General features: G+C 69.6%; 25 protein-coding genes. 14 read left to right on the forward strand and 11 right to left on the reverse strand.

Annotation, left to right across the window (positions count from 1 at the left end; all coding sequences use genetic code 11):
• Nucleotide 1 precedes the first annotated feature (1 nt).
• Genes SYV04_RS12705 through SYV04_RS12730 form a run of 6 tightly spaced genes read right to left on the reverse strand, consistent with a single transcriptional unit; the run spans nt 2 to nt 5,705 of the window.
• Nucleotides 2-1,519 carry a phage baseplate assembly protein V gene (locus SYV04_RS12705; RefSeq protein WP_321545990.1) on the reverse strand — a complete coding sequence of 506 codons (1,518 nt, stop codon included), beginning with the start codon at nt 1,517-1,519 and terminating at the stop codon, nt 2-4.
• Nucleotides 1,516-2,265, reverse strand: a complete 750-nt coding sequence (locus tag SYV04_RS12710; RefSeq protein WP_321545991.1) for a CIS tube protein — start codon at nt 2,263-2,265, stop codon at nt 1,516-1,518. Before SYV04_RS12710 ends, SYV04_RS12705 begins: the two co-directional genes overlap by 4 nt.
• Nucleotides 2,265-3,338, reverse strand: a complete 1,074-nt coding sequence (locus SYV04_RS12715; RefSeq protein WP_321545992.1) for a hypothetical protein — start codon at nt 3,336-3,338, stop codon at nt 2,265-2,267. The genes SYV04_RS12710 and SYV04_RS12715 overlap by 1 nt, the downstream gene beginning before the upstream one ends.
• Nucleotides 3,331-3,819, reverse strand: coding sequence for a phage tail protein (locus tag SYV04_RS12720; RefSeq protein ID WP_321545993.1), 489 nt, complete (start codon nt 3,817-3,819; stop codon nt 3,331-3,333). The genes SYV04_RS12715 and SYV04_RS12720 overlap by 8 nt, the downstream gene beginning before the upstream one ends.
• Entirely contained in the window at nt 3,812-5,020 is a 1,209-nt protein-coding gene (locus SYV04_RS12725; RefSeq protein ID WP_321545994.1) for a phage tail sheath family protein, read from the reverse strand. Before SYV04_RS12725 ends, SYV04_RS12720 begins: the two co-directional genes overlap by 8 nt.
• Before the next feature lies 1 nt (nt 5,021).
• The gene (locus SYV04_RS12730) at nt 5,022-5,705 is read right to left on the reverse strand and encodes a carboxypeptidase-like regulatory domain-containing protein (RefSeq protein WP_321545995.1); all 684 of its coding nucleotides are present in this window, start codon (nt 5,703-5,705) and stop codon (nt 5,022-5,024) included.
• Nucleotides 5,706-5,924: 219 nt separating this feature from the next.
• On the opposite strand from SYV04_RS12730, the gene SYV04_RS12735 reads away from it, so the two are divergent.
• Nucleotides 5,925-6,590, forward strand: coding sequence for an autotransporter outer membrane beta-barrel domain-containing protein (locus SYV04_RS12735; protein ID WP_321545996.1), 666 nt, complete (start codon nt 5,925-5,927; stop codon nt 6,588-6,590).
• A gap of 12 nt (nt 6,591-6,602) precedes the next feature.
• The gene (locus tag SYV04_RS12740) at nt 6,603-7,151 is read left to right on the forward strand and encodes a hypothetical protein (RefSeq protein WP_321545997.1); all 549 of its coding nucleotides are present in this window, start codon (nt 6,603-6,605) and stop codon (nt 7,149-7,151) included.
• An 18-nt stretch (nt 7,152-7,169) separates the two neighbouring features.
• On the opposite strand, the gene SYV04_RS12745 is transcribed toward SYV04_RS12740, so the two are convergent.
• The gene (locus SYV04_RS12745) at nt 7,170-7,709 is read right to left on the reverse strand and encodes a DUF892 family protein (RefSeq protein WP_321545998.1); all 540 of its coding nucleotides are present in this window, start codon (nt 7,707-7,709) and stop codon (nt 7,170-7,172) included.
• Nucleotides 7,710-7,901: 192 nt separating this feature from the next.
• On the opposite strand from SYV04_RS12745, the gene SYV04_RS12750 reads away from it, so the two are divergent.
• A complete protein-coding gene (locus SYV04_RS12750) occupies nt 7,902-8,420 on the forward strand; it encodes a CBS domain-containing protein (RefSeq protein ID WP_321545999.1) in 519 nt (172 codons plus the stop codon).
• A gap of 15 nt (nt 8,421-8,435) precedes the next feature.
• Here the strand turns inward: SYV04_RS12750 and SYV04_RS12755 are convergent, their stop codons facing one another.
• Nucleotides 8,436-8,972 (reverse strand): hypothetical protein, encoded by a 537-nt coding sequence (locus SYV04_RS12755; protein WP_321546000.1) that lies wholly within the window; start codon nt 8,970-8,972, stop codon nt 8,436-8,438.
• A gap of 207 nt (nt 8,973-9,179) precedes the next feature.
• Here SYV04_RS12755 and SYV04_RS12760 point away from each other — a divergent pair, with 207 nt between their 5' ends.
• From SYV04_RS12760 to SYV04_RS12780, 5 genes are all read left to right on the forward strand, one after another.
• A complete protein-coding gene (locus SYV04_RS12760) occupies nt 9,180-9,809 on the forward strand; it encodes a TetR/AcrR family transcriptional regulator (protein ID WP_321546001.1) in 630 nt (209 codons plus the stop codon).
• A 9-nt stretch (nt 9,810-9,818) separates the two neighbouring features.
• Nucleotides 9,819-10,511, forward strand: a complete 693-nt coding sequence (locus SYV04_RS12765) for a lytic transglycosylase domain-containing protein (RefSeq protein WP_321546002.1) — start codon at nt 9,819-9,821, stop codon at nt 10,509-10,511.
• A gap of 137 nt (nt 10,512-10,648) precedes the next feature.
• The gene (locus tag SYV04_RS12770) at nt 10,649-12,340 is read left to right on the forward strand and encodes a vWA domain-containing protein (protein ID WP_321546003.1); all 1,692 of its coding nucleotides are present in this window, start codon (nt 10,649-10,651) and stop codon (nt 12,338-12,340) included.
• A gap of 33 nt (nt 12,341-12,373) precedes the next feature.
• Nucleotides 12,374-13,000 carry a hypothetical protein gene (locus SYV04_RS12775; protein WP_321546004.1) on the forward strand — a complete coding sequence of 209 codons (627 nt, stop codon included), beginning with the start codon at nt 12,374-12,376 and terminating at the stop codon, nt 12,998-13,000.
• Nucleotides 13,001-13,015: 15 nt separating this feature from the next.
• Nucleotides 13,016-13,612: a hypothetical protein gene (locus SYV04_RS12780; RefSeq protein ID WP_321546005.1), complete on the forward strand. Its 597-nt coding sequence runs from the start codon at nt 13,016-13,018 to the stop codon at nt 13,610-13,612.
• Here SYV04_RS12780 and SYV04_RS12785 read toward each other — a convergent pair.
• Nucleotides 13,609-14,346: a glucosamine-6-phosphate deaminase gene (locus SYV04_RS12785; protein ID WP_321546006.1), complete on the reverse strand. Its 738-nt coding sequence runs from the start codon at nt 14,344-14,346 to the stop codon at nt 13,609-13,611. The two genes, SYV04_RS12780 and SYV04_RS12785, sit on opposite strands and share 4 nt — an antisense overlap.
• Before the next feature lie 105 nt (nt 14,347-14,451).
• On the opposite strand from SYV04_RS12785, the gene SYV04_RS12790 reads away from it, so the two are divergent.
• From SYV04_RS12790 to xdhC, 4 genes are all read left to right on the forward strand, one after another.
• Nucleotides 14,452-15,333: a DMT family transporter gene (locus tag SYV04_RS12790; protein WP_321546007.1), complete on the forward strand. Its 882-nt coding sequence runs from the start codon at nt 14,452-14,454 to the stop codon at nt 15,331-15,333.
• Between the two features lie 103 nt (nt 15,334-15,436).
• Nucleotides 15,437-16,864, forward strand: coding sequence for an amidase (locus tag SYV04_RS12795; protein WP_321546008.1), 1,428 nt, complete (start codon nt 15,437-15,439; stop codon nt 16,862-16,864).
• A gap of 94 nt (nt 16,865-16,958) precedes the next feature.
• Nucleotides 16,959-17,996 carry a 6-phosphofructokinase gene (locus SYV04_RS12800; protein ID WP_321546009.1) on the forward strand — a complete coding sequence of 346 codons (1,038 nt, stop codon included), beginning with the start codon at nt 16,959-16,961 and terminating at the stop codon, nt 17,994-17,996.
• A 27-nt stretch (nt 17,997-18,023) separates the two neighbouring features.
• The gene (xdhC, locus tag SYV04_RS12805) at nt 18,024-18,794 is read left to right on the forward strand and encodes a xanthine dehydrogenase accessory protein XdhC (RefSeq protein WP_321546010.1); all 771 of its coding nucleotides are present in this window, start codon (nt 18,024-18,026) and stop codon (nt 18,792-18,794) included.
• 9 nt (nt 18,795-18,803) lie between these two features.
• Here the strand turns inward: xdhC and SYV04_RS12810 are convergent, their stop codons facing one another.
• Nucleotides 18,804-20,228, reverse strand: a complete 1,425-nt coding sequence (locus SYV04_RS12810) for an ammonia-forming cytochrome c nitrite reductase subunit c552 (RefSeq protein ID WP_321546548.1) — start codon at nt 20,226-20,228, stop codon at nt 18,804-18,806.
• A gap of 70 nt (nt 20,229-20,298) precedes the next feature.
• Complete coding sequence (gene nrfH, locus SYV04_RS12815) at nt 20,299-20,742, reverse strand: cytochrome c nitrite reductase small subunit (protein ID WP_422723932.1); 444 nt, start codon at nt 20,740-20,742, stop codon at nt 20,299-20,301.
• Between the two features lie 179 nt (nt 20,743-20,921).
• Here nrfH and SYV04_RS12820 point away from each other — a divergent pair, with 179 nt between their 5' ends.
• Both SYV04_RS12820 and SYV04_RS12825 read left to right on the forward strand, forming a co-directional pair.
• On the forward strand, nt 20,922-21,914 hold the full coding sequence (locus SYV04_RS12820) for a sugar ABC transporter substrate-binding protein (RefSeq protein WP_321546012.1): 993 nt from the start codon (nt 20,922-20,924) through the stop codon (nt 21,912-21,914).
• Nucleotides 21,915-21,922: 8 nt separating this feature from the next.
• Nucleotides 21,923-24,622 carry an ATP-binding protein gene (locus SYV04_RS12825; RefSeq protein ID WP_321546013.1) on the forward strand — a complete coding sequence of 900 codons (2,700 nt, stop codon included), beginning with the start codon at nt 21,923-21,925 and terminating at the stop codon, nt 24,620-24,622.
• Nucleotides 24,623-24,643: the final 21 nt, after the last annotated feature.

Here is a 24,643-nt window from a genome sequence, read left to right on the forward strand (position 1 = left end):
GTCACCCTCTCCGGAAGTCGATGGATTGCCCGCGAATGACGACTGGCTGTCCCGGCGCCTCGATGTCCAGAGGCGCCGTGGCGTGGAGGCGCACCTTGGAGGGCGTCAGCTCGAGGTAGCTGCCCGCCCCGTCCTCCACCCGGAGCGACTTGCCCGCATCGTCCAGCCGCAGCAGGTGTCCTCCCGGAGTCCGCGCCGTGTAGCGACGCACCGAGCCGCCCTCGACGCCCGTGTCCGAGGGAGCGCTCTCGCCGAAGAAGCCCCCCATCACCATGCCCCGCGCGGGGTCTCCGTCCGCCAGGACGAGCAGCACCTGATCGCCCACGTCCGGCAACATCACCAGCCCCTTGCCCGAGCCCGCCCCGAGGCAGAGCACCTGCATCCACTCCGTCTCCACGTCGTTGTAGGCCGGCAGCGTGGCGCGCACCCGGCCCAGTCCGTCCGGATCATCCACGCGGCTCACCACGCCCAGGGTCGCGGCCGAGGCACGCTCCCGGGCCCGGCGGGGAGGCGGGGCCGAGGACAGCTCCGAGACGAAGCCGCGCTGGGTGTCCAGCAAGTGGTTCACGGCGGTGAGCACGTAACGGCCGGAAATGGCGGGGGTGATGCCGCGAACCTCTACCCGCGTTCCCGGGCGCAGCCGCGCGTCACCCTCCGCCAGCGCCGTCAGCACCACCTCTCGGGCGCTGCGGTGGTCCAGCTCCGCCTGGGCGACGGCCTCGGCGTGGGCATCCGCCTCCGCCAGCTCGTTGACGAGGGCGCGCTCACCGGGGCTCCCCAAGAGCGAGGGAGGCGCTTCCACCTCCACCTTGCGGCCCTGCCGGGCGTGAGAGGCGCGGGCGGAGTGATGCCGCGCCCGGAGCGGATCCCACCCTCCCGCCGAGACCGAGCGACACGCGGGATCTCCGTTCACCTCCACGGTGGCTTCCTGGAGCGACTCGCCGAGCAGCAGCGGCAACGGCTCGCCCTCGCCCTCCAGGGTCACCAGCCTCAGCGCGCCGTCTCGGAGCACCAGGTACACGCCACAGCGGTCCGCCAGCTCCACCAGGAAGTCGAGGTCCGACTGCCCGTGCTGCACCAGGTGTCTCCAGAGCGGCCCAGGTGCCGAGGCCTCAACGGACAGCCCCAGGTCCGACACCACCTCCCGGGCCACATCCCGCAGCGTCACCTGCACGTGCGCCCGCACCGGCTGGCGCTTGCGCAGTCGGTGGAGCACGTCGTAGCCGCGCACGCGCACTGCGCGCGCGCCTCCAGCCATGTGGGCGTATTCCACCGCCGTCACCTCGCCGGAGAAGAGCGGCTCCGCCTGAGCCGTGGTGGAGACGCGCAACGCAGTTCCCGGCGCCACGCCCTGGGTGATGACACCACCGCGTGGATCCACGAAGGTCAGCTCGCACAGGGTGGGCAGGGAGAGCCGCTGCTGCACCCGCACGGCGCTCAGGTCCCGCAGCTCCGCGAGGGGCAGCGGCGCGCCGCCCAGCTCGATGGTCACCGCGGGCAGTCCCTGGACGCGGCTCATGAGCCCCTCCGGAGCGCGCTGGCCGAGGGCAGCCGGAGCACCGTTCCCGCGGGGACCTGCATCGGATCAGCGATGCCGTTGAGCGAGGCCACCAGCCGCCAGAGCGCCGGATCGCCGTAATACTGGTGGGCGAGCTCATCCAACCGCTGGCCCGCCACCGGCGGTTGCCCGGGTGAGCCGCCCGCCCCGAGCACCTCGTGGGCCTCGAAGGACTCGGGCGGCAGCCGCTCCGTCACCTGCTCGGCGGTGAGGCCCGCGGGCAGCGGAGGTGGCTTGGCCTCCGAGGAAGCCTCGTCCACTCGCAGGAGCCGCATGCGCAGCCAGGAGCGCCGCGGGGCTCCGGAGGTCGTGAAGTGCTCCAGCCGCTCCGCGATGGAGGCGACCACGCCCGGCTCATTGATCCGCTTGCCCCAGACCACGCGCACCCGGGGTGGCCGACCGAAGCCCCTCTCCTCCACGCTGTTCTCCGCGAGTCGCCACAGCGGCTGGGTGAGATCCCGCACATCCTCCGTCTGGATGGAGGAGCCCAGCAGCGACACATCGAAGAGCAACTCCAGCAGCAACTCCGTGCTGCCCCCGCCGGTGAAGAGGAGCGCGTCGTCCATGGGACCGCCCCCCGTCACGGCTCCGCCCAGGGAGCGACGGGGCCTCAAGCCCGCGGTGCGCCGTATCACCAGCGTCTCCGGATTGAGGAGCGCGCCGATGCGCTCTCCGCTCGGCTCGAGGAGGAAGGCCACGCGCTCCATCACTCGCCTCGCTGCTCACGATCGAGCCGGTCCAACCGCTCCCACTGCTGGAGCAGCGCCGCCGCATCCTCCGGATCCGGGGACGAAGGCTCGGGAAGTTCAGGCCAGTAACAGACAACCCACTCCTCGGAAGGCGGGCTGGACGCGCGGGGCGACGGCCCCGGAGCAGGCAGGGGTGGAGCCTTGGGCGCATCGCCTGGCGCTTCCGCGCGTGCCGGAGCCCTTGGCACCTGGAGGACTGTGTTCGGCCCCGTCGCGTGCTCTGCCCTACCGAGACTCCGCGCGGGTTCCGCGATGGGCATCGAGGTCAGGATGGGACCCAGCAGGGACACCGGGCCCAGCTCCTCCTCCCGTACAGGGGACTCGGAAGCAGTTTCCCGCGTCGCACGGGGCGCCAGCCCTGGCTCGGACCTCAGCCGATTGGGCGTCGGCATCGATGGAGGAGCGGAGACCTGAGTGGCGGCAGAGACAACGGGCGCTTCCGCCATCGAAGCCCTCGGCTGTGCCTCTCGGCGCTCGCGCCCGGAAGAAGGGCTCCGTGGCACGGACGGCGCCGAGGAAGCGACGCGGGGCGGCTCGATGCGAGCCTCCCGAGTGGGTGGCTGGGCCGCCACGCCAGGAGACTCCGGCGTGCGAGTTCGCGGCGTGGAGGTGGCCACGTTCCTGGGCGCGGAAGGAACCTGCTCCGCCGTACGCCGCGCCGGGGGAGGGAATTTGAAGACAGGCACCGCGGGCGGTGGGGACACAGGTTTCTCCACGGAAGACAGCAGGTGCGGCGCGCTCTGGCGGACCTGCTCGACCCATTCCGCGGGAGGACCGGCCCGCAGCGCCTGAACATCCCGCAGCCAGTGACTCGGAGGCCCGTGAGAGGGCCTGGGCTCGCGTGGCGCGGAAGGAGCCTCCGGCAACGCCTCCTCCGCGCGCGGAGCCTCCTCCTCTCGAGGAGACACCTCGGCCCGAGGCGTCTCGGGCTCGACGGGCTCCGAGAGCACCGCCTCCGCCCACGCCTTCATCCGCTTCGCCACGGCGCGGAGCAACGCGGCGCGCAACCCTTTCTCGAAGAGCTCAGCCACGGTTGAAGGACTCGAAGGTGATGACGAGGGACTCGATGGCCACCAGCTGCCCGAGCGCATCGAGGGGAGCGCCGTGCCATTCCGACGGCCAGGCCTCCAGCAGGTTCCAGCGCAGCACCTCCGTCACGCCGTCCATGGCGAGCATCAGCACCGACACGTTCTTGCGCTGCGGCTGCCCGCTGACCGAGGCCTGGAACCACGTCCACAGGTCCGACGAGCGGGTGAGCCCATAGCGCAGCGTCACCTCGCCCAACCGCAGCGGGCCCGCCAGCTTGCGCACCACCGTGCCGCCCCCTCCCTCTCGGTAGGGGATGACCTCCACCTTCGCGTGCAGCCCGTCGAACTGGGTGAAGTGCCCCTCGTTCACCCCGTCGATGAGCAGCTTGAAGTTGTAGGCGCGAAACGGATCCACCTGCGCGCCCGGCTGTGCGCCGGGATCCTGCTCGGGCGGTGGCGCCTCGGGTGCCTTGGCCTCAGCCATTCTTCACCTCCTCCACTTCCGCGCCCCCGGCGTGCTGGCCGATGCGGAAGATGATGAACTCGGCCGGCTTCACCGGTGCCAGGCCGATCAGCGTCACCACCTGCCCCGCGTCGATGATCTCCGGCGGGTTGGTCTGCTCGTCGCACTGCACGAAGAAGGCCTGCTCCGGGGTGCGGCCCAGCAGCGCCCCGTCGCGCCACAGCCGCAGCAGGAACGAGTACACGTCCCGGTGGATGTTGCCCCACAGCGTCGGCGCGTTCGGCTCGAACACCGTCCAGCCCGTGCCCAGGGCGATGGACTCCTCCACGAAGTTGAACAGGCGCCGCACGTTCACGTAGCGCCACTCGCTGTCGCCCCCCGCCACCGTGCGCGCGCCCCACACGCGGATGCCCCGGTTGGGGAAGTAGCGAATGCAGTTCACGCCGTTCGAGTTGAGCTCCGCCTGCTCATCCGGGGTGATGTGGCGCACCAGGTTGCCCGCGCCGAACACCACCTCGTTGGCCGGCGCCTTGTGGACCCCGCGCGTCACGTCCGTGCGCGCGTAGATGCCCGCCATGTGTCCGGAGGGCGGCGCGTTCACCCGCTCCCCCGTCATTGGATCCTCCACGGTGATCCACGGGAAGTAGAACGCTCCGAAGCCGTTGTCCGACATGCGCGGGCGCAGCCCCTTGGCGGGTCCCTCCGGCGCCGCGGCGGGAGGCTTCCCTGGCGACTCCAGCAACCCCACCCGCGTGAGCTGGGCGATGTCCTCCACGTCCTCGGGCGAATCCAGGATGGCGATGCGGTCCTTCATCTTCTCCGCGTGCGAGATCAGCGCATCGTGCGCTCCGGGATCGGAGAAGCCCGGGGCCGCCACCATGGCCACCTCGCTCACCTCCTCGAGCACCGCCAGCCCCTCGCGCCGGCGCGTGCCGCCGGTGATTCGCGGGCTGTCGCCGATGTTGATGACGAAGCAGCGCCGCCCACCGTTGAGGAAGAAGCCGTACACGGCGCGAGACAGGTCCGTGCCCGGCAGGTCCGGCCGCGTGAACTCCTTGAGGAACTGGGGCCAGCCGTTGATGGCCACCGCCTCGTGCAGGCGCGCGTCCGCCAGCGGCGCTCGGCCCACGAAGGCCGCCGTCGTCGTCCCCACTCCTTGGATGGAGCGTGACCCGGTGGAGACCTCCTCCACGTAGATACCGGGCGTCAGGTAGTTCGGCACGTCACCCCTCCTTCAGCGGCAGACGGATCACCAGCGGCTCTTGATTGGGAGTCAGCGCCTCGGCGCCCACGTGGAGCACCTCGCCCTTGGCCCGCACCTCCAGGCCCCCGAGGGACTCCACGGGCGGCACGAGCGGGAAGTGGAAGTAGCCCCGCGCGTCCGTGCGCGTGCCCAGCTTCAGCGACGGCAGCTCCACCAGCGCGCCCGGGATGGGCACGTCTCCAGGCCCCACCACGCGGCCTCGCAGCTCCTCGGGGCTGGCCGATCGGAGGACGAGCGGGAAGCGCACGCGCTGGACGTTCGGCTCGGCGCGCTCGCGGCGCACCGGCACGCGCACCCGGAAGGCGGGGCGCGGGGGCACACCCAGCGTGGCCCACAGCTCCAGCGGGACCGGCGAGAGCTCCACCTCGAAGTCAGCGATCTCCAGCGCCGAGAAGACGAGCTCACCCAGCAGGTGGTGGGCGCGCTCCGGCGTCTGCGCCCCCACGGTGATGAGGTAGCAGACGGAGAACTGCAGCGGCACGCGGCGCCCCGTGCGCGCGGGAGGCAAGGCGCCCAGCTCGAGCAGGTAGAGGCTCACGCCCTCCTCCAGGGAGCTTCGATCCGGAGTCGCGAGCGAGACGGGCATGTCTCCCACCACGCGCCCTACCCATGCCTTCAGGCGCTGGTCGACCTGGTCGATCATCCCCTCGCTCCCGGATCAGCGCGGTCCCCTGCTCCAATCCCCGCACAACGTGGCTGCCAAAGTTGCACTCGCGGACGCAGCCGGGAACCTGCGCTCCAGGGCAGGTTCGCGTCAGCGCTTCAACAAAAGGACTCGTGTCGTTTTTCGCGCCACACCGGCTTCTCTTTCCCTGAGCGTCCGCGAATGATGGACGCCTCCTTCTTCAGGATGACCCTCTCGATGATCAGACGTTTAGCCACCCCTCTGTCCCGCCATGGCACCGCGCTGGCCTGGATGCTGGTGCTGGGCTCGGGCGCGAAGTCCCTGGCACAGACCTCGGAGACCTCCACCTCGGACGGGGAGACGCCTCAGGTCGAGGCCACTCCGAGCGAGGCACCTTCCGGAGGCCTTCGACTCGGAGCGATGCTGGATGTGGGCGCGCCGGATGGCGTGGGCGTCTCCGCGGTGGTGCGTCCCATCGAGTGGCTGCGGCTCAACGCCGGGCTCACGACGAACACCCTGAGCGTCGGTGTGCGCGGAGGCATCAGCCTGGTGCCGCTGTCCACCTTCATCGCACCGTCGCTCAACGCGGACGTCGGCCATTACTTCGACGCCAACTACAACGAGCTCGTGGACAGGCTGGGCGGCATTCCCCTGCGGACCCAGGTGCCCATCGACGAGGTCGGCTTCAACTACGTGGGGGCCAGCGTGGGGCTGGAGATCGGCAAGCCGGAGCGCTTCTCCTTCTTCCTGCGCGCCGGCCTCACCCACGGCTCGCTGACCATCGATGACGCGGAGGCCCTGCTGCAGGACGTGACGGGAGATCCCGACCTCACCGCCAAGCCGCTGACCATCCGCTTCACCAGCCCGTCCATCAAGCTGGGCTTCCTCCTCTACTTCTTCTGAGCGAACCGCCCCATGCGATCTTCCTACCGCATCCTGCTCCTCACCCTGCCGCTGCTGACCGTCGGCTGCGGCGATCTGTTCTACGTCGAGGCGGAGACCGAAGAGCTCTGCAAGACGCAGCGCGATCTGTCCTTCCCGGCAGGCCTGCCCCTTCCTGGCAGCGTCCAGCAGACCTTCCTCTTTCCCGTCAGCGACATCACCGCCACCATCCCCGCTGGCGACACCGAGTCCGTGCTGCGCGTGCGGTCCTTCACGCTGAAGGCCACCAGCGGCAACCCGGAGCTGAGCGGCATCGAGAAGGCCAGCTTGACGCTGCGCCTGCAGAATCAGTCCCGGCCCACCACCCTGCTGGAGTACCGGCGCGCCGCGAACCAGCCCTCCACCCAGACGCTGTCGGCGACAGGCAACGGCACGTTGGATCTCCAGGAGCTGATCCGCGAGGAGGAGCTGGAGCTGACGATGGAGGCCAGCGGCGCCCTGCCCCCGCGCGCCTGGACGGCGGACCTGACGGTCTGCGCCGGCCTGCGGCTCAAGGCGGACTTCTTCGACATGATCTTCTGAAGTCCGCCGACCGCGAGCCTACGGCTCGGTGGGAAGCTGCAGGCGCCCACCGAGCACCTGGCTCTCCGCGTACCGCGACATCGTCTGGCGCAGGTACTCCAGGTGGTCCTCCTCCTCCGCCTGGCGCAGCGTGAAGCTGTCCAGCGCGTCGTCGTCGTCCGCCTCCTCCGCCAGCGCCGCCAGCAGGTCCCACCCCGCGTTGTCCACCAGCTCCGCCGCCATCAGCGCGTGGAACAGGTGCTGCAGCGCCACATCCTCCCGGAGGATGACCTGCTCGATGCCACGCGCCTCCTGCGCCACCAGCCGCGACATCTCCGACTCGCCGTTGGCGTCCCCGCCCAGCGCCTGGATCTGCTCCTCCAGCCACGCCTGGTGCTCGGCCTCCTCGTCCCGGTAGGCCTGCATGGTGTCCAACATCCCTCGGACCTGCGGGTCCTCCGAGGCCTCCATCTGCCGCAGGATGCGGTCGTAGAGCTTCACGCTGGTGCGCTCGAAGGTGAGCCGCTCATGGAGCAGATCCACCAGCTTCTCCGGGTTCTTCTCCGCCAGCTTCTTCATGACGGGCCTCCTGTGGGCTTCCACCAAGGCTATGCATTGGGAAGCGGGCCCACCCCGCTCGCCTGGTGGGCAGGCATGTGAGCGAGCCTTGAAGAATGCACCCTTTGCGCGTCCGCCCTGGCCCGCACAGCCGATGCGCGCCCGCGGGAGCGACTCCACCCTCTGCCTGCGACTGAACCCCGAGGAAGGTCCATGACCGACGCCATCGAGAAGTTCATGACCCGCTCCGTCCACACCATCGGGACGAAGAGCCCGCTCACCGAAGCCCACCGGATGATGAACGACCACGCCATCCGCCACCTCCCGGTGCTCGAGGGAGGACGCCTCGTGGGGATGCTGTCCCAGCGGGACCTGCACCTCATCGAGACGCTCAAGGACGTGGACCCCAAGGAGGTTCTCGTCGAGGAGGCCATGTCCCAGGACGCCTACACCGTCCTCCCAGAGGTGTCGCTGGAGGAGGTGGCACGGGAGATGGCGCTCCACAAGTACGGCTCGGCCGTCATCGCTCGCAGCAGGGAAGTCCTAGGCATCTTCACCACCACGGACGCGCTTCGGGCCCTGAGCACCGTGCTCTCCACGCCCAGGAAGGCGGTCGCTCGCAAGGTCTCGAAGCCCGCCGCCCGCGGGACCAAGACGAAGGCACCGACCCAGCGGACCGCCGCCAAGGCCCGGAAGGGCTCGGGACAGTCGGCTCGGCGCTCCCGACGCTGAAGCACGCGGGGAAGGTCAGGCCTGGGCGCTCGACGGCTCGTCCGGGTCGTGCGCGTACGCCTCGGCGGGCTCGGCGGGGGCGCTCGGCTGCACGCCCAGGTACTCCTTGCGCGTGCCCAGCACCAGGTCGAAGAACGGGTGTGTGACGCACCAGTTGGCGTTCTGATCACGCCCCATGTGGTGGTCGTAGTGCCAGGGCACGTGCTCCTTCGCCCAATGCGGGTCCAGGTGTGCTCGCCGGTGAACCTGGTAGTACCTCGCCGTGCAGTACCACACCGTCGCGGTGAAGAAGGGCGCCACCGGCAGCAGCGGCAGGTGCCCCACCACGATGGCCGCCAGACCCACCATCTCCTTGGTCTTCGGCGACCAGCTCCACCGCTCGTCGCTGTACTGGTCGTCCACCATCTCGTTGCGGCGCGACTTCTGGTGGTGCTCGTGCCAGTGGAAGCTCCAGAAGCTGTTCCGGTTCTTCCCCAGGCCGTGCAGCACGTACTTGTGCAGCAGCCACTCGCCGAAGTTGCTGTACAGCAGGCCCAGCGGAATGCCGATCATGCACTACCTCCCACAGCGGCGCGTCCAGCCCTCCATTCGCGGCCACCAAATAATGACTATGTGGTCACTTTTTTTGTGAATCGCAACCAAATGAGACCTCGGAGCAACCCACACCGTCCGTCTGCCTCCACCTCACCCGCGGGCTCGCCCCGGAGTCGGAGGCCCGGGCCCCAGGGTGGCCCCCGGGACACCAACCGCCGCGAGCGGATGAAGGCCCTGGGCGAGGCGGGTCTGCGCTTGTTCGTCACACGGGGCCTGGAGGGGGTCACCGTGGACGACATCACCCAGGCGGCCGGAGTGGCCAAGGGCACCTTCTATCGGTACTTCGAGGACCAGACGGCCTTGGTGGGCATGCTGCTGGAGCCGGTGCGCCGCGAGCTGCTCGACGGGCTGGAGGCGTGCGGCCGGGCCCTCTCTGGGGCGCGTGACGTGGAGACGATGTTCGAGGCGTACCGGGCGATGGCGGCCATCATCGCCAGCGCGCTGCTCCAGTACCCGGATGTGGTGCGGCTCTACCTGCAGGAGTGCCGGGGGCCCGCCGTGGGGGCGCGGGTGAAGGTGGTGGAGCTCGCCCGGCTCATCTCCCGTCACGCGGTGGACATTACGGAGAAGTCCCACACCCACGGGCTGCTGCGCCCCATCCGCCCGGCGGTGAGCGGGCTCGCGGTGGTGGGCGCGGTGGAGCGGCTGCTCCTGGCGGTGCTGAGCGAGGAGGACATCGGCAATCCGCTGGAGCTGCCCGACGCGCTCACCACGCTGGTGTTGGACGGACTGCGGCTGCCACTTGCCGAGTCGCCCGCGCGCCGGAAGATGGACGGCAAGCCGAACCGCCCTTAAAGGTAGGGTGTGCGCAAGCGGAGCCGGGGTGGGTGGCGATTGCCGGGGTGGGTGAGGCTGGGGCTGTGCGCCCTTACGCCGCTGGTGCTGCTCAACCTGGCCATCGCCTTCTTCGGTGGCACCCGGGTGTTCCCCCTCTCCTTCTCCTTCCTGGAGCAGAAGGTGGAGGCGCTCGGGGCGTATGCCCGTCACCGGCCGGCGTGCCTGCTGAGCGGACACGCGCCGCTCGAGCCCCTCATCGCCGAGGCCGAGCGCCGCCACCGCCTGCCTTCGGGCCTGCTCCAGGCGCTCGTGCAGGTGGAGTCCGAGACGCGGGTCCACCGCATCTCTCCCGCGGGGGCCATGGGGCCTGGCCAGCTCATGCCCGGCACCGCGCGGATGATGGGCGTGGAGGATCCCTTCGAGCCCCAGGCCGCCATCGACGGCAGCGCGCGCTACCTCGCCGCGCAGCTCGCGCGCTTCGATGACGTCCGCCTGGCGGTGGCCGCCTACAACGCGGGGCCGGGCGCGGTGAACGGCGCGGTGCCGCGCAACGGGGAGACGGAGTTCTACGTGGCCAAGGTGCTGAGCGCCTACGCGCGCCTGCGCCCTCCGCCCCCGAAGCCCGCGCCTTCACCTGCGGTGAGCCAGGCCTCGGCCTCGCGCGGGGGCCAGGGCTCACGCAGCGCGTCACGCCGCCCGGCGCCCACGACGTCGCGGTAGCTCCCCGGAGTTGAGGGGGTGCGACACGCGAGCATCCTCCTGTTGACCGACCTCGGGCGGATGACCGACGCGCATACCTCGCGAGTCGTGCGACACATGCTTGCGCTGACGCAGCCGCACGTCCCCCGAGGATTTCCATGAAGAAGAAAGCAGCCAAGAACTCATCGCTGTCCACAATCGCCACCGTCACCGTGTTGGTGGTGGTGGGCGTGGTGGCGATCATCACCCTGTTCGGTGACAACTTCCGCAAGCTCTTCGGCGCGAGCGCGTCCGCCCTCGCGGGAAATGACGAGGTGGCGTCGGCGCCCTCTCCCCAGCTCCTGCAGAAGAAGACGATGCGCAGCTTCGGGTCGAACGATGCGTACGAAGGGTCGCCGCCAGCCGCCGCCGCGCCCGCGCCTGCGCCTGCGCTCGCCGTTGCCCCCGCCGAGCCCGTCACCGCTGGCAACACCCACGTCGCCGAGCGCCCCAACCCCTTCACCCTCACCTCGGAGGACACCCTGTCCACCTTCGCGGTGGACGTGGACACCGCCTCCTATGCCCTCTTCCGCCGCAACGTGAACGAGGGCGCGCTGCCTCCCCGCGAGTCGGTGCGCGTGGAGGAGTGGGTGAACTACTTCAAGTACCGCCTGCCCACACCCGAGAAGGGGGACTTCCACGTGGACCTCGAGGGCGCGCCCTCCCCGTTCACCTCGGGCCGGCAGCTGATCAAGGTGGGCCTGCAGGGCCGCAAGATTGGCAAGAGCCAGCGCAAGCCCACGCACCTGGTCTTCCTGGCGGACACCAGCGGCTCCATGGGGCAGCCGGACAAGCTGCCGCTCGCCCAGCGCGCGATGAAGCTGATGGTGGACGGGCTGAACGAGCAGGACACGGTGGCGCTCGTCACCTACGCGGGCAGCGTGCGGGACGTGCTGCCGCCCACGCCGGCCTCCGAGCGGACCAAGCTCTTCGCGGCGATCGACGCGCTGACGTCGGGCGGCGGCACCGCCATGGGGGATGGCATGCAGATCGCCTACCAGCACGCGGCGAAGAACGCCGGGCCTGACAAGGTCGCGCGCGTGGTCGTCCTCACGGATGGCGACACCAACATCGGGCGCAACCAGAGCGCGGACGCCATCCTGGAGAGCGTGCGCGGCTACGTGCAGGAGGGCGTGACGCTGTCCACCATCGGCTTCGGCATGGGCAACTACCGCGATGACCTGATGGAGCGGCTGGCCAACAAGGGCAACGGCAACTGCTACTACATCGACAGCGAGAAGGAGGCCCGCCGCGTGTTCCAGGAGCAGCTCGCGGGCACGCTGGAGGTGATCGCCAAGGACGTGAAGGTGCAGGTGGAGTTCGACAAGGTGGCGGTGCGCGGCTACCGGCTGCTGGGGTACGAGAACCGGGCCATCGCGGACCAGGACTTCCGCAACGACAAGGTGGACGCGGGCGAGATTGGGGCCGGGCACTCGGTGACGGCGCTGTACGAGGTGGAGCTGACGGGCGAGGGCTCGAAGGTGGCCACGGTGCGCGTGCGAGCCAAGACGCCGAGCGGCAGCGAGGCGGCCGAGCAGAGCTTCGCGTTCCCGCGCGAGCAGCTGCACGGCAAGCTGGCGGATGCGTCGTCGGACATGCGCTTCGCCACGGCGGTGGCGGGCACGGCGGACATCCTCCGGGGCGCGCCGCAGGCCAGCGACTGGAGCCTCTCGGTCGCCGAGGAGCTGGCGCAGGGCGCCATCGACGGCATGGAGGACCGCGAGGAGTTCGTCTCGCTGCTGCGCCGCGTGCGTGAGGCGAAGCTGGAGAACGTCTCCTCGGGGCGGACGACGTACAACCGGGGGTACTGAGCCCCTCGGCTCCGCTGAGAGCGGGGGGCGCGCATGCGCGAGGCAAGCAGGCGGCTGTGCCAGGGACTGTTGTTGCTGGTCGTAGCCGCCGCTTGCAGCCATGACTCCAGCGGGCGCTGGGAAGACACGGGCGTGCGTACCAAGGGCGGAGACTCCGTCACGCTTCGCCTCCAGGTGCTGATCGCCAAGGGCCAGCTTCAGCAGGCCGAGGCCATGCTGGTCCAGGCGCTTTCCGCCGGGTTGCTCTCGCAAGAGACGGCAACACGGCTGCGCGAGCGAATCGCCGCTCAGAAGGAAGTGCAAGAGCAGGAGCCCAGCCGCCTCCCGCCTCCTATCTCCTCGGAGGAGCTGCAACCCTTACCGCAGCGACGCACCTGCTGGACGGAGTTGCCAGACCATCCGGTGTGCCAGCATCTCCCTGAGGAGTACACCTTCCACAGCGCCCGCCAAGCGCTGGAGGCGATGAAGCAGAAGCTGGCGCGGAAGGACCTCGTCCTGCACGCTCAGGAGCAGGCCGAGCGCGGCCCCTGCCCGGACATCGGCATACATTACAATGTCCGCATCCAGGGAAGGCGGGCTGGCTCCATCACCTGCTGTCCCTGTTGTGTGGAAGCCGAGAGTGGTCCCATCACTTGGACGAAGTGTCGGATCGTCTGGTAGTCCCGGACGCAGCGCATGACGGAGACCTCATCCAGGCAGGAAGAGCTGCGAGCCTTGAGGCTGGCGGCTGAGCAAGGGGATTGGAATGGCTGCCGCTCCGCCTCGGAAAGGCTCCTCTCCCGACTTCCTGTTGAGCTTGCGGTGCGGTTGACCCGCGATCATGTCATGCGCCGATTGCCCGTCTTCGAACGGCATCATCCCGGTGTGAGGTGGCCCCGCGAGTTCATCGAGTCCATGGATGACTCTGGCGCCTCTCCCAGCGAGCGCGAGTGGCCCGAGGCAGAAGATGACTTTTCCGGCCCAGGAGCCAACAGCTTCACTAGCGCTGTCGAAGCCCTCTGGAGGGCGGGACGGCTCATCGAGCACGTGCAACGCTGTGTGCCAGAGCTGGTGAACGCGCTGTCCGAATCCATCATGGCGGAGAAGGGCGAGTTCTGGGGCTCGCGAAATCCCCAGGCATGGGCACTCTGGTATCGGCTCACGGCCAGCGGCGACAACGATCCACGGATCGTCGACATCCAGCTTGCGATGAAGCGGGATCCCCAGGCTGCAGCGGTGCAGCGCGATTCCTGGCTCGAAGTCTCTGACTGGCTCGAAGCCGCTCTGCGCTAGCGGCGCCGCAGGCCGCTGGCGGCGGCCGGGTCCAACCAGAGATGCACATCCCGGTGGAGTTGCAGGAAGGACGCCGGACAGCGCGGGGTGACGGGGCCATGCACCATCGCCGTCACCGCCGCCGCCTTGCTCGCCCCGAACGCCAGCACGAGCACCTGCTTCGCATGGAGCAGGGCCGCCATCCCCAGCGTCAGCGCCGCCATCGGCACGCGTGAGGCCTCATCCCCGAACAGCGGCGCCAGGGCCTGCCGCGTCTCCCGCGACAACAACGCCCGGTGGCTCTTCGACACCAGCCCCTCGCCCGGCTCGTTGAAGGCGACATGGCCGTTCGGCCCGATGCCCAGCATCAACAGGTCCAGCCCTCCCGCCGCAGCGATCGCCGCGTCGTAGCGCACGCACTCCGCCTCCGCGTCCGGCGCGCTCCCATCCAGGAAGTGGATGCGCTCGGGCCCCAGGTTCACCTGCGCGAACAGGTGGCGCTCCATATAGGAGCGGAAGCTGCTCGGGTCCTCCGGCGGCAGCCCCAGGAACTCATCCAGGTTGAAGGTGGTGGTACGCGACAGGTCCAGCTCGCCGCGCGCACGCAGCACCACCAGCTCCCGGTACACATTGAGCGGAGAGCGTCCCGTGGGCAGTCCCAGCACCAGCTCGGGCCGGGCACGCACGGCAGCTGCGAGGTGGGCCGCACACGCGGCGGCGGCTTCCTGCTCGGAGGCAAAGACGCGGACGTTCACGGGATGCGCCGGGTTGGCCCCCGACCGGGGCCCGAGAGGGTTCGTCCTTGTTATTGCGAGAAGGTGCAGCCAGGGGAAGGACCCTTCCGGTATGGAAGCACCGCGATGCCCTTTACCCCTGGAGCGGTCCTCCTCACCCTCAGCGCCTCCCTCAGCTACGGCTCTTTTGACGCCGTGCGCAAGAAGCTGGCCAACACCCTGCAACCCCTGCCGCTCACCGCCCTCCTGGGGCTGGGCCAGGCCCTCTTCTTCGCCGTGTGGACGCTCTCCTCCGGGGCCACCCTCCCTCTGCCGGGCTACCTCCCCCAGGCGGCGGCCTCCATCACCTTCTCCCTGGTGGGCAACCTGCTCTTCATGCGCGCCCTCCAGGTGTCGCCCCTGAGCCTCACCATCCCCTTCCTCTCCTTCAGCCCCGTCTTCACCGCTCTCTTCTCCGGTGCCCTGCTCGGAGAGTTTCCCCGGTCCATCCAGGCCCTGGGCATCGCCTGGGTGGTGCTCGGCGCCTTCCTGCTCAACCTCGCCAAGGAGGACCTCGCCAGCCCCACGCACTTCCTGCGCGGCGTCACCCGGGAGCGCGGGTGCCTGCTGATGCTGGGCGCCGCCCTGGTCTGGGCGCTCGGCTCCATCTTCGACAAGCGCGCCCTCGTCTACGCCTCGGTCCCCCTGCACGCGCTCGTGCAGTCGCTGGGCATCGCCCTGGCCATCCTCTTCCTGCTGCTCCTGCGCCGGGATGTGGGCTCGCTGGGCAACGTGCGCCACTGCCGCGGCCTGTACGCCGTGGCCATCGTCGTCGCCTCGCTCGCCCAGGGACTCCAGCTCCTGGCCCTGCCGCTCGTCGTGGTGAGCCTCTACGAGGCCATCAAGCGCTGCATCGGCATGACCCTGGCCGTCATCAACGGCGCCCTGTTCTTCGGCGAGCCGGTCACCCCTCGCAAGCTCCTGTCCATCGCCCTGATGGGCACCGGAGTGGTGTTCATCCTCGCCTGAGCCAAGGGCCCGTCCGCGACGTAGGAGGGCTTCCGAACAGAACCAGACCCACCAGGACACGAGAGTCCCCGGAAGCGCGCTCCAAAGGAGTAGAGTGCCCTCCATGGACGCCTTCGCCTCCCTGGACGCCACTGCCCAGGCGGACCTGGTCCGCCGTAAGGAAGTCAAACCCCTGGAGCTCGTGGACGCGGCCATTGCCCGCATCGAGCGCCTCAACCCCCAGCTCAACGCCGTCATCACCCACTGGTTCGACGAGGCCCGCGAGCTGGCCCGAGGCCCCCTGCCCCAGGGCCCCTTCACCGGCGTGCCCTTCCTCATCAAGGACCTCATCTCCGCCTACGCGGGCAAGCGCCTGGCCTCGGGCTCGCGCTTCTTCGCCGACCTCGTGGTGCCCCACGACAGCGAGCTGACCCAGCGCTACAAGCGCGCCGGCCTCGTCATCCTCGGCAAGACGAACCTGCCCGAGTTCGGCATCCTCCCCACCACCGAGCCCCAGCTCTTCGGCCCCACGCGCAACCCGTGGAACCGTGAGCACACCACCGGCGGCTCCAGCGGCGGCGCCGCGGCGGCCGTGGCCAGCGGCATGGTGCCCTTCGCCCATGGCGGCGATGGCGGCGGCTCCATCCGCATCCCCGCCTCGTGCTGCGGCCTGTTCGGCTTCAAGCCCACCCGCGGCCGCATGCCCATGGGGCCGGACGTGGGCGACGTCATGCACGGCCTCGTCATCGAGCACGCCCTCACCCGCTCGGTGCGCGACAGCGCCGCCCTGCTGGATGCCACCGACGGCGCCGACGTGGGCGCTCCCTACGCGGCCCCGCACAAGGCCCGCCCCTGGGCCCAGGAGGCCGCCACCGCCCCAGGCAAGCTGCGCATCGCCTACACCACGCGCACCAACACCGGCACCCCCGTCCACCCCGAGTGCCTCCAGGCCATCGAGGACGCCGTGAAGCTCCTCACGGAGCTGGGCCACACCGTGGTGGACACCAGCCTCGAGGTCCCCGAGGAGGAGATGCTGGCGCAGACCTTCATGACCATCTGGTCCAGCGGCGCGGTGCTCGCCATCGACAAGATGGCGGCCCTCACCGGGCGCACCCCCACCCCGGAGCACTTCGAGCCGCTGACGTGGGCCCTCTACGAGATGGGCCGGGGCCACAACATCTCCACCTACCTGCTGGCCTATGACGCACTGCAACGTTACGCCCGCGCCTTCGCCTCCAAGTTCACCGACGTGGACGTCTGGCTGCTGCCCACGCTCGCCGAGCCGCCCGTGCCGCTGGGCACCTTCGACGCCCCGCCGGACGAGCCCATGATGCCCCTGTTCCGGGCCGCCGCCTTCACCCCCTTCACCCCGCTGGCCAACCTCACCGGTAACCCGGCCATGTCCGTGCCCTTCCATTGGACTCCCGAGGGCCTGCCGGTAGGAATCCAGTTCGTCGGCCGCTTCGGGGACGAGGCCACCCTCTTCCGGCTGGCTGCCCAGTTGGAGGCCGCTCGTCCCTGGGCCCAGCGCCGTCCGCCGCTTTTCGGATGAGTCTGAACTTCCTGACCGTTTCCTGGCGGTTGACCGGATCGCTCTTTTTTTCGCTGCTGACGAACTCCCTCGGTCGCTCTAGAAGACACCCTCTATGAAAGTCGCCGTTCTCACCGGCGGGGGCGATTGCCCCGGCCTCAATGCGGTCATCCGCGCCGTGGTTCGCCGTGCCAGTGAGCACGGCTTCGAGATGATGGGCCTGCGCGACGGCTGGAAGGGCCTCCTGGAGGACAACCACTTCCGCCTCACCCGGGAGACCACCTCCGGCATCCTCCACCGCGGTGGCACCATCCTGGGCACCTCGCGCGTCAACCCCTTCAAGGTCGAGGGCGGCCTGGAGAAGGTGAAGCGCTCGATGGAGCGCAACGGCATCCACGCCGTCATCGCCATCGGCGGCGAGGGCACCCTGTCGGCCGCCTCGCGCATGTCCCAGGAAGGGCTGCGCATCGTCGGCGTGCCGAAGACGATCGACAACGACCTGAACGCCACCGACTTCACCTTCGGCTTCGACACGGCCGTCACCATCGCCACCGACGCCATCGACCGGCTGCACTCCACCGCCGAGTCGCACAAGCGCGTCATCGTCTGCGAGGTGATGGGGCGGCACGTGGGGTGGATCGCCACCTACGCGGGCATCGCCGGTGGCGCGGACGTCATCCTCGTGCCGGAGATCCCCGCGGACCTGGGCAATGTGGCCGAGCACATCCAGCGCCGGCACGCCTCGGGGCGCTCCTTCTCCATCGTGGTGGTGGCCGAGGGAACGCGCGTGAAGGTGGCGCCGGACCAGAGCGAGCAGCTCATCACCTCGGGCGCGCTGGACGAGGCCGGCCGGCCCCGCCTGGGCGGCGTGGGCAGCATCGTGGCGCATGAGATCGAGCGGCGCACGGGCTTCGAGACGCGCGTGTCGGTGCTGGGCCACATCCAGCGCGGCGGCGTGCCCACGGCGCATGACCGGGTGCTGGCCACGCGCTACGGCATCCACGCGTGCGACATGGTGGCGCGCGGCGAGTTCGGGAAGATGGCGGCGCTGCGGGGCAACGACATCGTCAGCGTGGACCTGTCGCTGGCCACCAAGGAGCTCAAGCGCGTGCCCGAGGAGTTCTTCAAGATCGCCCAGGTGTTCTTCGGCTAGGCGGGCGCGCTAGGCTCGGCCTTCCGGATGGACCTCTACGCGGAGATCGCCGCCCTCGTCGCCGAGGGCAGGCCGTTCGTCCTCGCCACCGTCATCGAGAGCGCGGGCAGCACGCCGCAGAAGCCCGGCTCGAAGATGGTGGTGCTGGGGGACGGCTCCCTGCGCGGCACGGTGGGCGGCGGCGCCATCGAGCAGCAGATCATCGAGGCCGCGCTCGCGCTGCTGGGCGCGCCGGAGCAGACGCGCGTCATCGAGACGCACCTCACCCATGAGCTGGGCATGTGCTGTGGCGGGCGCATGAAGGTGTTCCTCGAGAAGCACGGAGCGCCCGCGCGGCTCACCGTGTTCGGCGCGGGGCACGTGGCCAAGGCGCTGGCCGCCCTGGCGCACCGCGTGGGCTTCCGCGTCACCGTGGTGGACGGGCGCGCCGAGTGGGCCACCGCCGAGCGCTTCCCGGGCTGCGAGGTGCTTCTGAAGGACCCGGCGGACCATGCCCGGGCGCTCGAAGGTACCGCGCAGGACTACTTCTGCGTCACCACGCACGACCACCCGCTGGACCAGGCCGTGGTGGAGGCGCTGCTGAACAAGCCCTCCGCGTACCTGGGGGTGATTGGCAGCCGGCGCAAGGCGGAGCGCTTCCGCATGCGGCTGAAGGCGGCCGGGGCGGAGGAGGCGGCGCTGGACCGCGTCCACTCGCCCATGGGACTGCCCATTGGCGCGCTCACGCCCGAGGAGATCGCCGTCTCCATCGTCGCGGAGCTCGTCCAGGTGCGCCGCAGCTCGATACCGCGCAGGTGAGCCGCCCGCTCAGGGGGCTTTGGGCTGCGCCGGGACGGGGTGCGCATCCCCCGCGCTCGGCGGCGACTGGCCGGGAATCCGCGGCTGGAACTTCGGATCCCTCAGGAGGATCTGCCCCTGGCGGGAGAGGTTCGCCGACTCGGCCAGGATTCGCGCGGCCTCCTGCGGCGCGTGGAAGCCCATCGAGTTCTCCGCCTCGATGAAGTCCAGCATGAACTGCGCCCGCCGCTGCAGCGCGTGGACCGGCGCCAGCTCCGCGTCCGTCCGGCCCGCCGTGCGCGCCGCCTTCACGTCGTCGATGAGGCCCACCAACGCGTCCATCGCCTGGTTGCGCAGGTTGAAGGTGCGCTCCTGGATCGTCTCCACCCGCGCGCGCAGCTCCTCCTCGGGGAAGTGGTGGCACGTCTGGCACGCCCGCTGGATGTTCAGCAGGGGGCTGCGCACGTGGTGGTCGCTGATCTTCTGCGCCCCCACCCGCTGGTACGGCATGTGGCAGTCGGCGCACGCCACGCCCGAGCGCGCGTGGATGCCCTGGTTCCACAGCTCGAACTCCGGGTGCTGCGCCTTGAGCACCGGCGCCCCCGTCTCCGCGTGCGTCCAGTCCTTGTGCCCGTTCTCCTCGTAGTAGGCCAGGATGTTCTCGATCTTCAGCCCCTTGTCCCACGGGTACGTCAGGCGCTTCTCCTTGCCCTGGAAGTAGTACTCGTCGTGGCACTGGCCGCACACGTAGCTGCGCATCTCCTGCCGCGTGGCCTGCGTGTTCACGTCGTAGTTCGCGACACCCTGCGCCTTCTTCAGCCGCGCCATGCCCTCCATGAACGCGGGCCGCGTCACCCGAAGCTGCAGCGTCTGCGAGTCGTGGCAGTCGATGCACGCCACCGGGTGCTCCACCCGCTTGCGCGCCTCGAAGTAGGGCATCGCGTTCACCTTCTCGAAGCCCTTGATGATGTCGCCCTCTCCCAGCTTCTTGTAGGTGGTGTACATCGACGCGTGGCAGTTGAGGCAGGTGCCCGGCTGCTGCGTCACCTGCTGGCGCTCGGTGAAGGTCTGGTCCGACAGCATGTGCGCGTGGCCACGCTCCTCCCGGAAGTCCTTCGAGAACGCGTAGCCGGCCCACATCGACTTCAGCCGGGGGTCCTCCTCCAGCCGGCTCTGCGCCGTCACCGAGCGCGGGTCCGCCTGCGTGGGCGTGCGCGGCACCGCCTCGCTGCCGCCGTAGCGCGTGCGCACCTGGTCCACCGTGCGCTTGTAGCCGTCGTACTGCAGCGGGAAGTTCTTGCCCCACACCTCCGGGTCCACGGTGTCGTCGGTCAACTCCACCACCCGGAAGAAGGGGTTACGCCCCTCCTGCTTGCGCTCGGAGATGTTGAGGGCCAGCGCCACCGCCGCCCCGGCGGCCAGCGCGGACACCACCCCCACGCCCACCAGCAGCATCAGCCGGCCACGGCGGGGAGCCTTCGAGTCGGAGGGAGATTCAGGGGACACAGTCGTTACCTCGGAGCGTTCATTCTTCGGGGTGACCCACCGAGCGGTGGCAGCGGATGCAGGACACGGAAGCATCGCCCGCGTGGGCGGAGACAGCGGCGGAGTCCGAGGCCTGCTCGACCCGGGGAGCCGGATCGATGGCCTGGACGATCTCCTGGTGGCAGTAGCGGCACTGGCCCTCCGTCACCGCACGGTTGCGGGGGGTGATGCGAATGGGCTCGGGGAAGTCGCCCGTGGTGAAGGCCACCGAGTGGTGCCACCCATTGAGCGCCTTGGTGGCGTACTTGTTCAGGAAGTCCTTGGGCGCATGGCAGTCGTTGCAGACCGCCACCGTGTGGTGGCTCGCCTTCTGCCAGCCCCCGTACTGCTCGTTCATGATGTGACAGTTGGCGCATGCCGCCGGGTCATCCGTCAGATAGGCGGCGCCCCGGGCATAGATGAAAGTGAAGCCCGCAATACCCACGGCAGTACCCAAAAGGGTACTGAGGACCAGGGTGGCGGCGACGCCTCGGGTGATGGCACGGGCCATAAGGTGGGTGGGTTGGCAGGTTGGCGATGCCCACCTGTCGCGTCAAGCCTCACGAGGGCTACACTCTCACGTCCCTGAAGCGCCTGTTCCCTCTCCGCGCGAAAGAGACACCCGTGCACTTCCTGCGACTCCTATGGGTGCTGGCCCTGCCCTTGAGCCTGATGGCGTGCAGTGACTCCCACAAACCCTCCGTTCAAGGTGTGGTTGCCCCCGTGGAGGCCCCCCGCGCCAAACCGGACGAGGCGCCCGCCGCCAAGCGGGTCGCACTGGTGATGAAGACCCTCACCAACCCCTTCTTCATCGAGATGGAGAAGGGAGCCCGGCGCGCGCAGAAGGCGCTGGGCATCGAGCTGCTCGTCAAGACGGCCTCCCAGGAGACCTCGATCGAGCAGCAGATCCAAATCGTCGAGGAGCTGGTCCGGATGAAGGTCGATGCCATCGTCATCTCCCCGGGTGACTCCTTGCGCCTGGTACCCGCGCTCAAGACCGCGCGCGAGGCGGGCATTTCCATCGTCAACATCGACAACCGGCTGGACCCCGAGGCCATGCGCAAGCAGGGGCTGGGCGAGGTCCCCTTCATCAGCGTGGACAACGAGAAGGCCGCGTACGAGTCGGCCCGCTTCGTCGCCCAGTCCGTCAAGAAGCCCGTCCAGGCCGCCATCCTCGAGGGCATCCGCAGCGCGGACAACGCCCGCCAGCGCAAGGCCGGGGCCGAGCGCGCCTTCGCGGAGAACCCCCTCATCCGCGTCGTCGCCTCGGAGACGGCGAACTGGAAGATCGACGAGGGCCATGACGTGACCCGCAAGCTCTTCGCCACCCACCCGGAGATCAGCCTGCTGTTCTGCGCCAACGACATGATGGCCCTGGGCGCCCTCAAGTACCTTCAGGAGTCGGGCCGCTCGGGGGTGAAGGTCGCCGCCTATGACGCCCTCGAGGAGGCCCAGGAGGCCGTCAAGGCGGGGAGGCTGGCGGCTACCGTCGATCAACAGGCCGCCGAACAGGGCTACCAGGGTGTCCTCGCCGCCATTCGCCTGCTCCAGGGAGAGGCCGTCCCCGGAGTCGTGCTCGTCGAGACGCGCCTCGTGACCGCCGACAGCCTGAAATAGGCCGCCCCGTGCCGATCCGCTCCTCCATCACCATCAAGCTGATCGGCTACCTGCTGGCCGTCAGCGTCGCGCCGCTGCTGGTCTTCGGCGTCGTCACCTATGACGTCGCGCGCGGCACCATCGTCAGCCTCGCCAGCGACTACAACGCGCGCCTGCTGGACAACCAACGCGACTACCTGCTGCTCCAGTCCGAGCAGGTGGCCAGCCTCGCCACCAACATCGCCGGCGTCGAGGACATCAGCACCGCGCTGGCCGCCGCGGAGGCCGGAGACAGCTACTCCGCCTTGGCCACCCAGGCCCGGGTGGGCTACATCCTGAGCGGCTACAGCAGCCTCAAGGGGCTGGTCTCCATCGACCTGTTCACGCCCCAAGGCCGCCACTTCCACGTCGGCGACACCCTGGACACCTCCGCCGTCCAGACCGAGCTGTGGGAGCGGCTCTACCGCGACACCCTCGCCTCCCCGCGGTCCATCGTCTGGCATGGCGTGGAGGACAACGTCAACGCCACCTCCGACCACCGCAAGGTGCTCGTCGCCACCCGGCTGCTCAGGCGTGTCGTGCCCGAACAGCCAGAGCCCGAGCCGGTGGGCATCGTCGTCATCAACTCCTCGACCGACTCGCTGCACGAGCACTTCCGACGCCTCGATGTGGGCGCTGACGGCTACCTCATGGTCACCGACAGCCAGGGGCGCCTGCTCTTCCATCCCGACAAGCAGCTCATCGGCCAGCCCCTGCTGCCCGAGTTCCGCGCGCTGCTGAGCGGGGAGAAGGGCACGGTGGCGCTGCAGCTCGGCGGAGAGGATGTCCTGCTCAACCACCTGCGCGTGGCCGAGATGAACTGGCACGTCATCAGCGTCCTGCCCCAGGCCAGCCTCACGGCCCCCATGTCCCGCATTGGCGGCACCGGCCTGGTCGTGCTGCTGGCCTGCTTCGTCGTCATCGGCCTGGTGGCCGTGCGCTACTCCCGGCGCGTGGTGGGGCCCATCCGCGCCATCTCCGAGGGCTTCCGCCACATCCAGCAGGACCGGCTCGAAGATGTCCACCCGCTGCCACCCTCCGCCAGCCAGGACGAGATCGGCAAGATGGTGGCCTGGTTCAACGCCTCCCTGGAGAACCTCAACGCCCGCAGGCGCTCGGAGGAGGAGCTGCGTCAGGCCAAGGAGTCCGCCGAGCAGGCCAACCGCTCCAAGAGCGAGTTCCTGGCCAACATGAGCCATGAGATTCGCACGCCGATGAACGCCATCCTCGGCATGACGCAGCTCGCGCTCGAGGCCGAGTCCCTGGCGCAACGGCGCGACTTCATCTTCAAGGCCAGCCGCTCGGCCCAGTCCCTGCTCGGCATCCTCAACGACATCCTCGACTTCTCGAAGATCGAAGCCGGCAGGCTCGAGCTCGAGCGCGTGCCGGTGTCGCTGGAGGAGCTCTTCTCGGAGCTCTCCGACACCTTCTCCAGCACCGCCCAGGACAAGGGGCTCGCGCTGCGCTTCGAGGGGGCACCCTGTCTGCCCACCGAACTCCGCGGCGATCCGCTGCGGCTGCGGCAGGTACTCCAGAACCTGATCGGCAATGCCCTCAAGTTCACCAGCGCGGGCGAAGTCGTGGTCCGCGTGGAGAAGCTGTCCGAGGAGGCCCACGGCGTGGGGTGCAGGTTCTCCGTGCGCGATACCGGCATTGGAATCACCGCGCAGCAGCTGCCCCGGCTCTTCCAGTCCTTCTTCCAGGCCGACAGCTCGGTGACGCGCAAGTACGGCGGCACCGGCCTGGGCCTCGCCATCAGCAAGCGCCTCGTCGAGCTGATGGGCGGACAGATTGGCGTCGACAGCGAGTACGGCCAGGGCAGCTGCTTCTGGTTCCAGCTACCGCTCGCCAAGGCCCTGCCCGGCGAGGAGCGGGCCGAGCCGAGGGTGCCTCCCGCGCACCTGCGGGGCGCTCGGCTCCTCCTGGTCGAGGACAACCGCCTGAACCAGGAGGTGGCGATCCACTTCCTGCGCAGGGCGGGGGTGGGCGTGGACGTGGCCACCCAGGGGGCCGAGGCCCTCGAGCGCCTGGCCCGAGGCGCGTACGACGCGGTCCTGATGGATTGCCACATGCCGCTCATGGACGGCTACGAGGCCACCCGGCGCATCCGCGCCATGCCCGGCCTCTCGGAGCTGCCCATCATCGCCATGACGGCCAATGCCCTGGAAGGCGATCGCGAGCGCAGCCTGGCGGCGGGCATGAACGACCACCTCAGCAAGCCCATCGACGCCCAGAAGCTCTACCAGACGCTGGGGCGGTGGCTCGCGCAGCGCTCCAGGCAGGAGGCCAGCCCCCGTGTCCCCTCCGACGTGGGCGACTCCCGCAAGCTGGAGCAGCCCGATCCCCGGCACGTGAACATGGAGGGCGCGCTCCTCAACCTGGATGGGGACGTCGGCCTGTATCGCAAGGTGGCGGAGCTGTTCCTCGGCGAGGCCCCGAACTACCTGGAGCAGCTCCGGGTCGCGAGCACCCGAGGGGACTCGGAAGCCGCCATCCGCGCCGTCCATAACTTGAAGAGCCTGGCCGCCAGCGTGGGCGCCCACTCGCTCCGGGACCACGCGCGAGCGCTGGAGTCCGCCGCGAAGGCAGCGGAGGCGCCCGGGCTCGTGGGCGTCTCTCCCGCCTTCGAGCAGGAGCTGGCGCGGGTGCTGGCGACGCTCCAGGGCTTCCTCGGCGCTCGCTCCGAGTAGCGGCCGCGGCACCTCCCCGGT

Origin of the sequence: Hyalangium ruber (genome assembly GCF_034259325.1) — a bacterium.
GTDB classification, from domain to species: Bacteria; Myxococcota; Myxococcia; order Myxococcales; family Myxococcaceae; genus Hyalangium_A; species Hyalangium_A rubrum.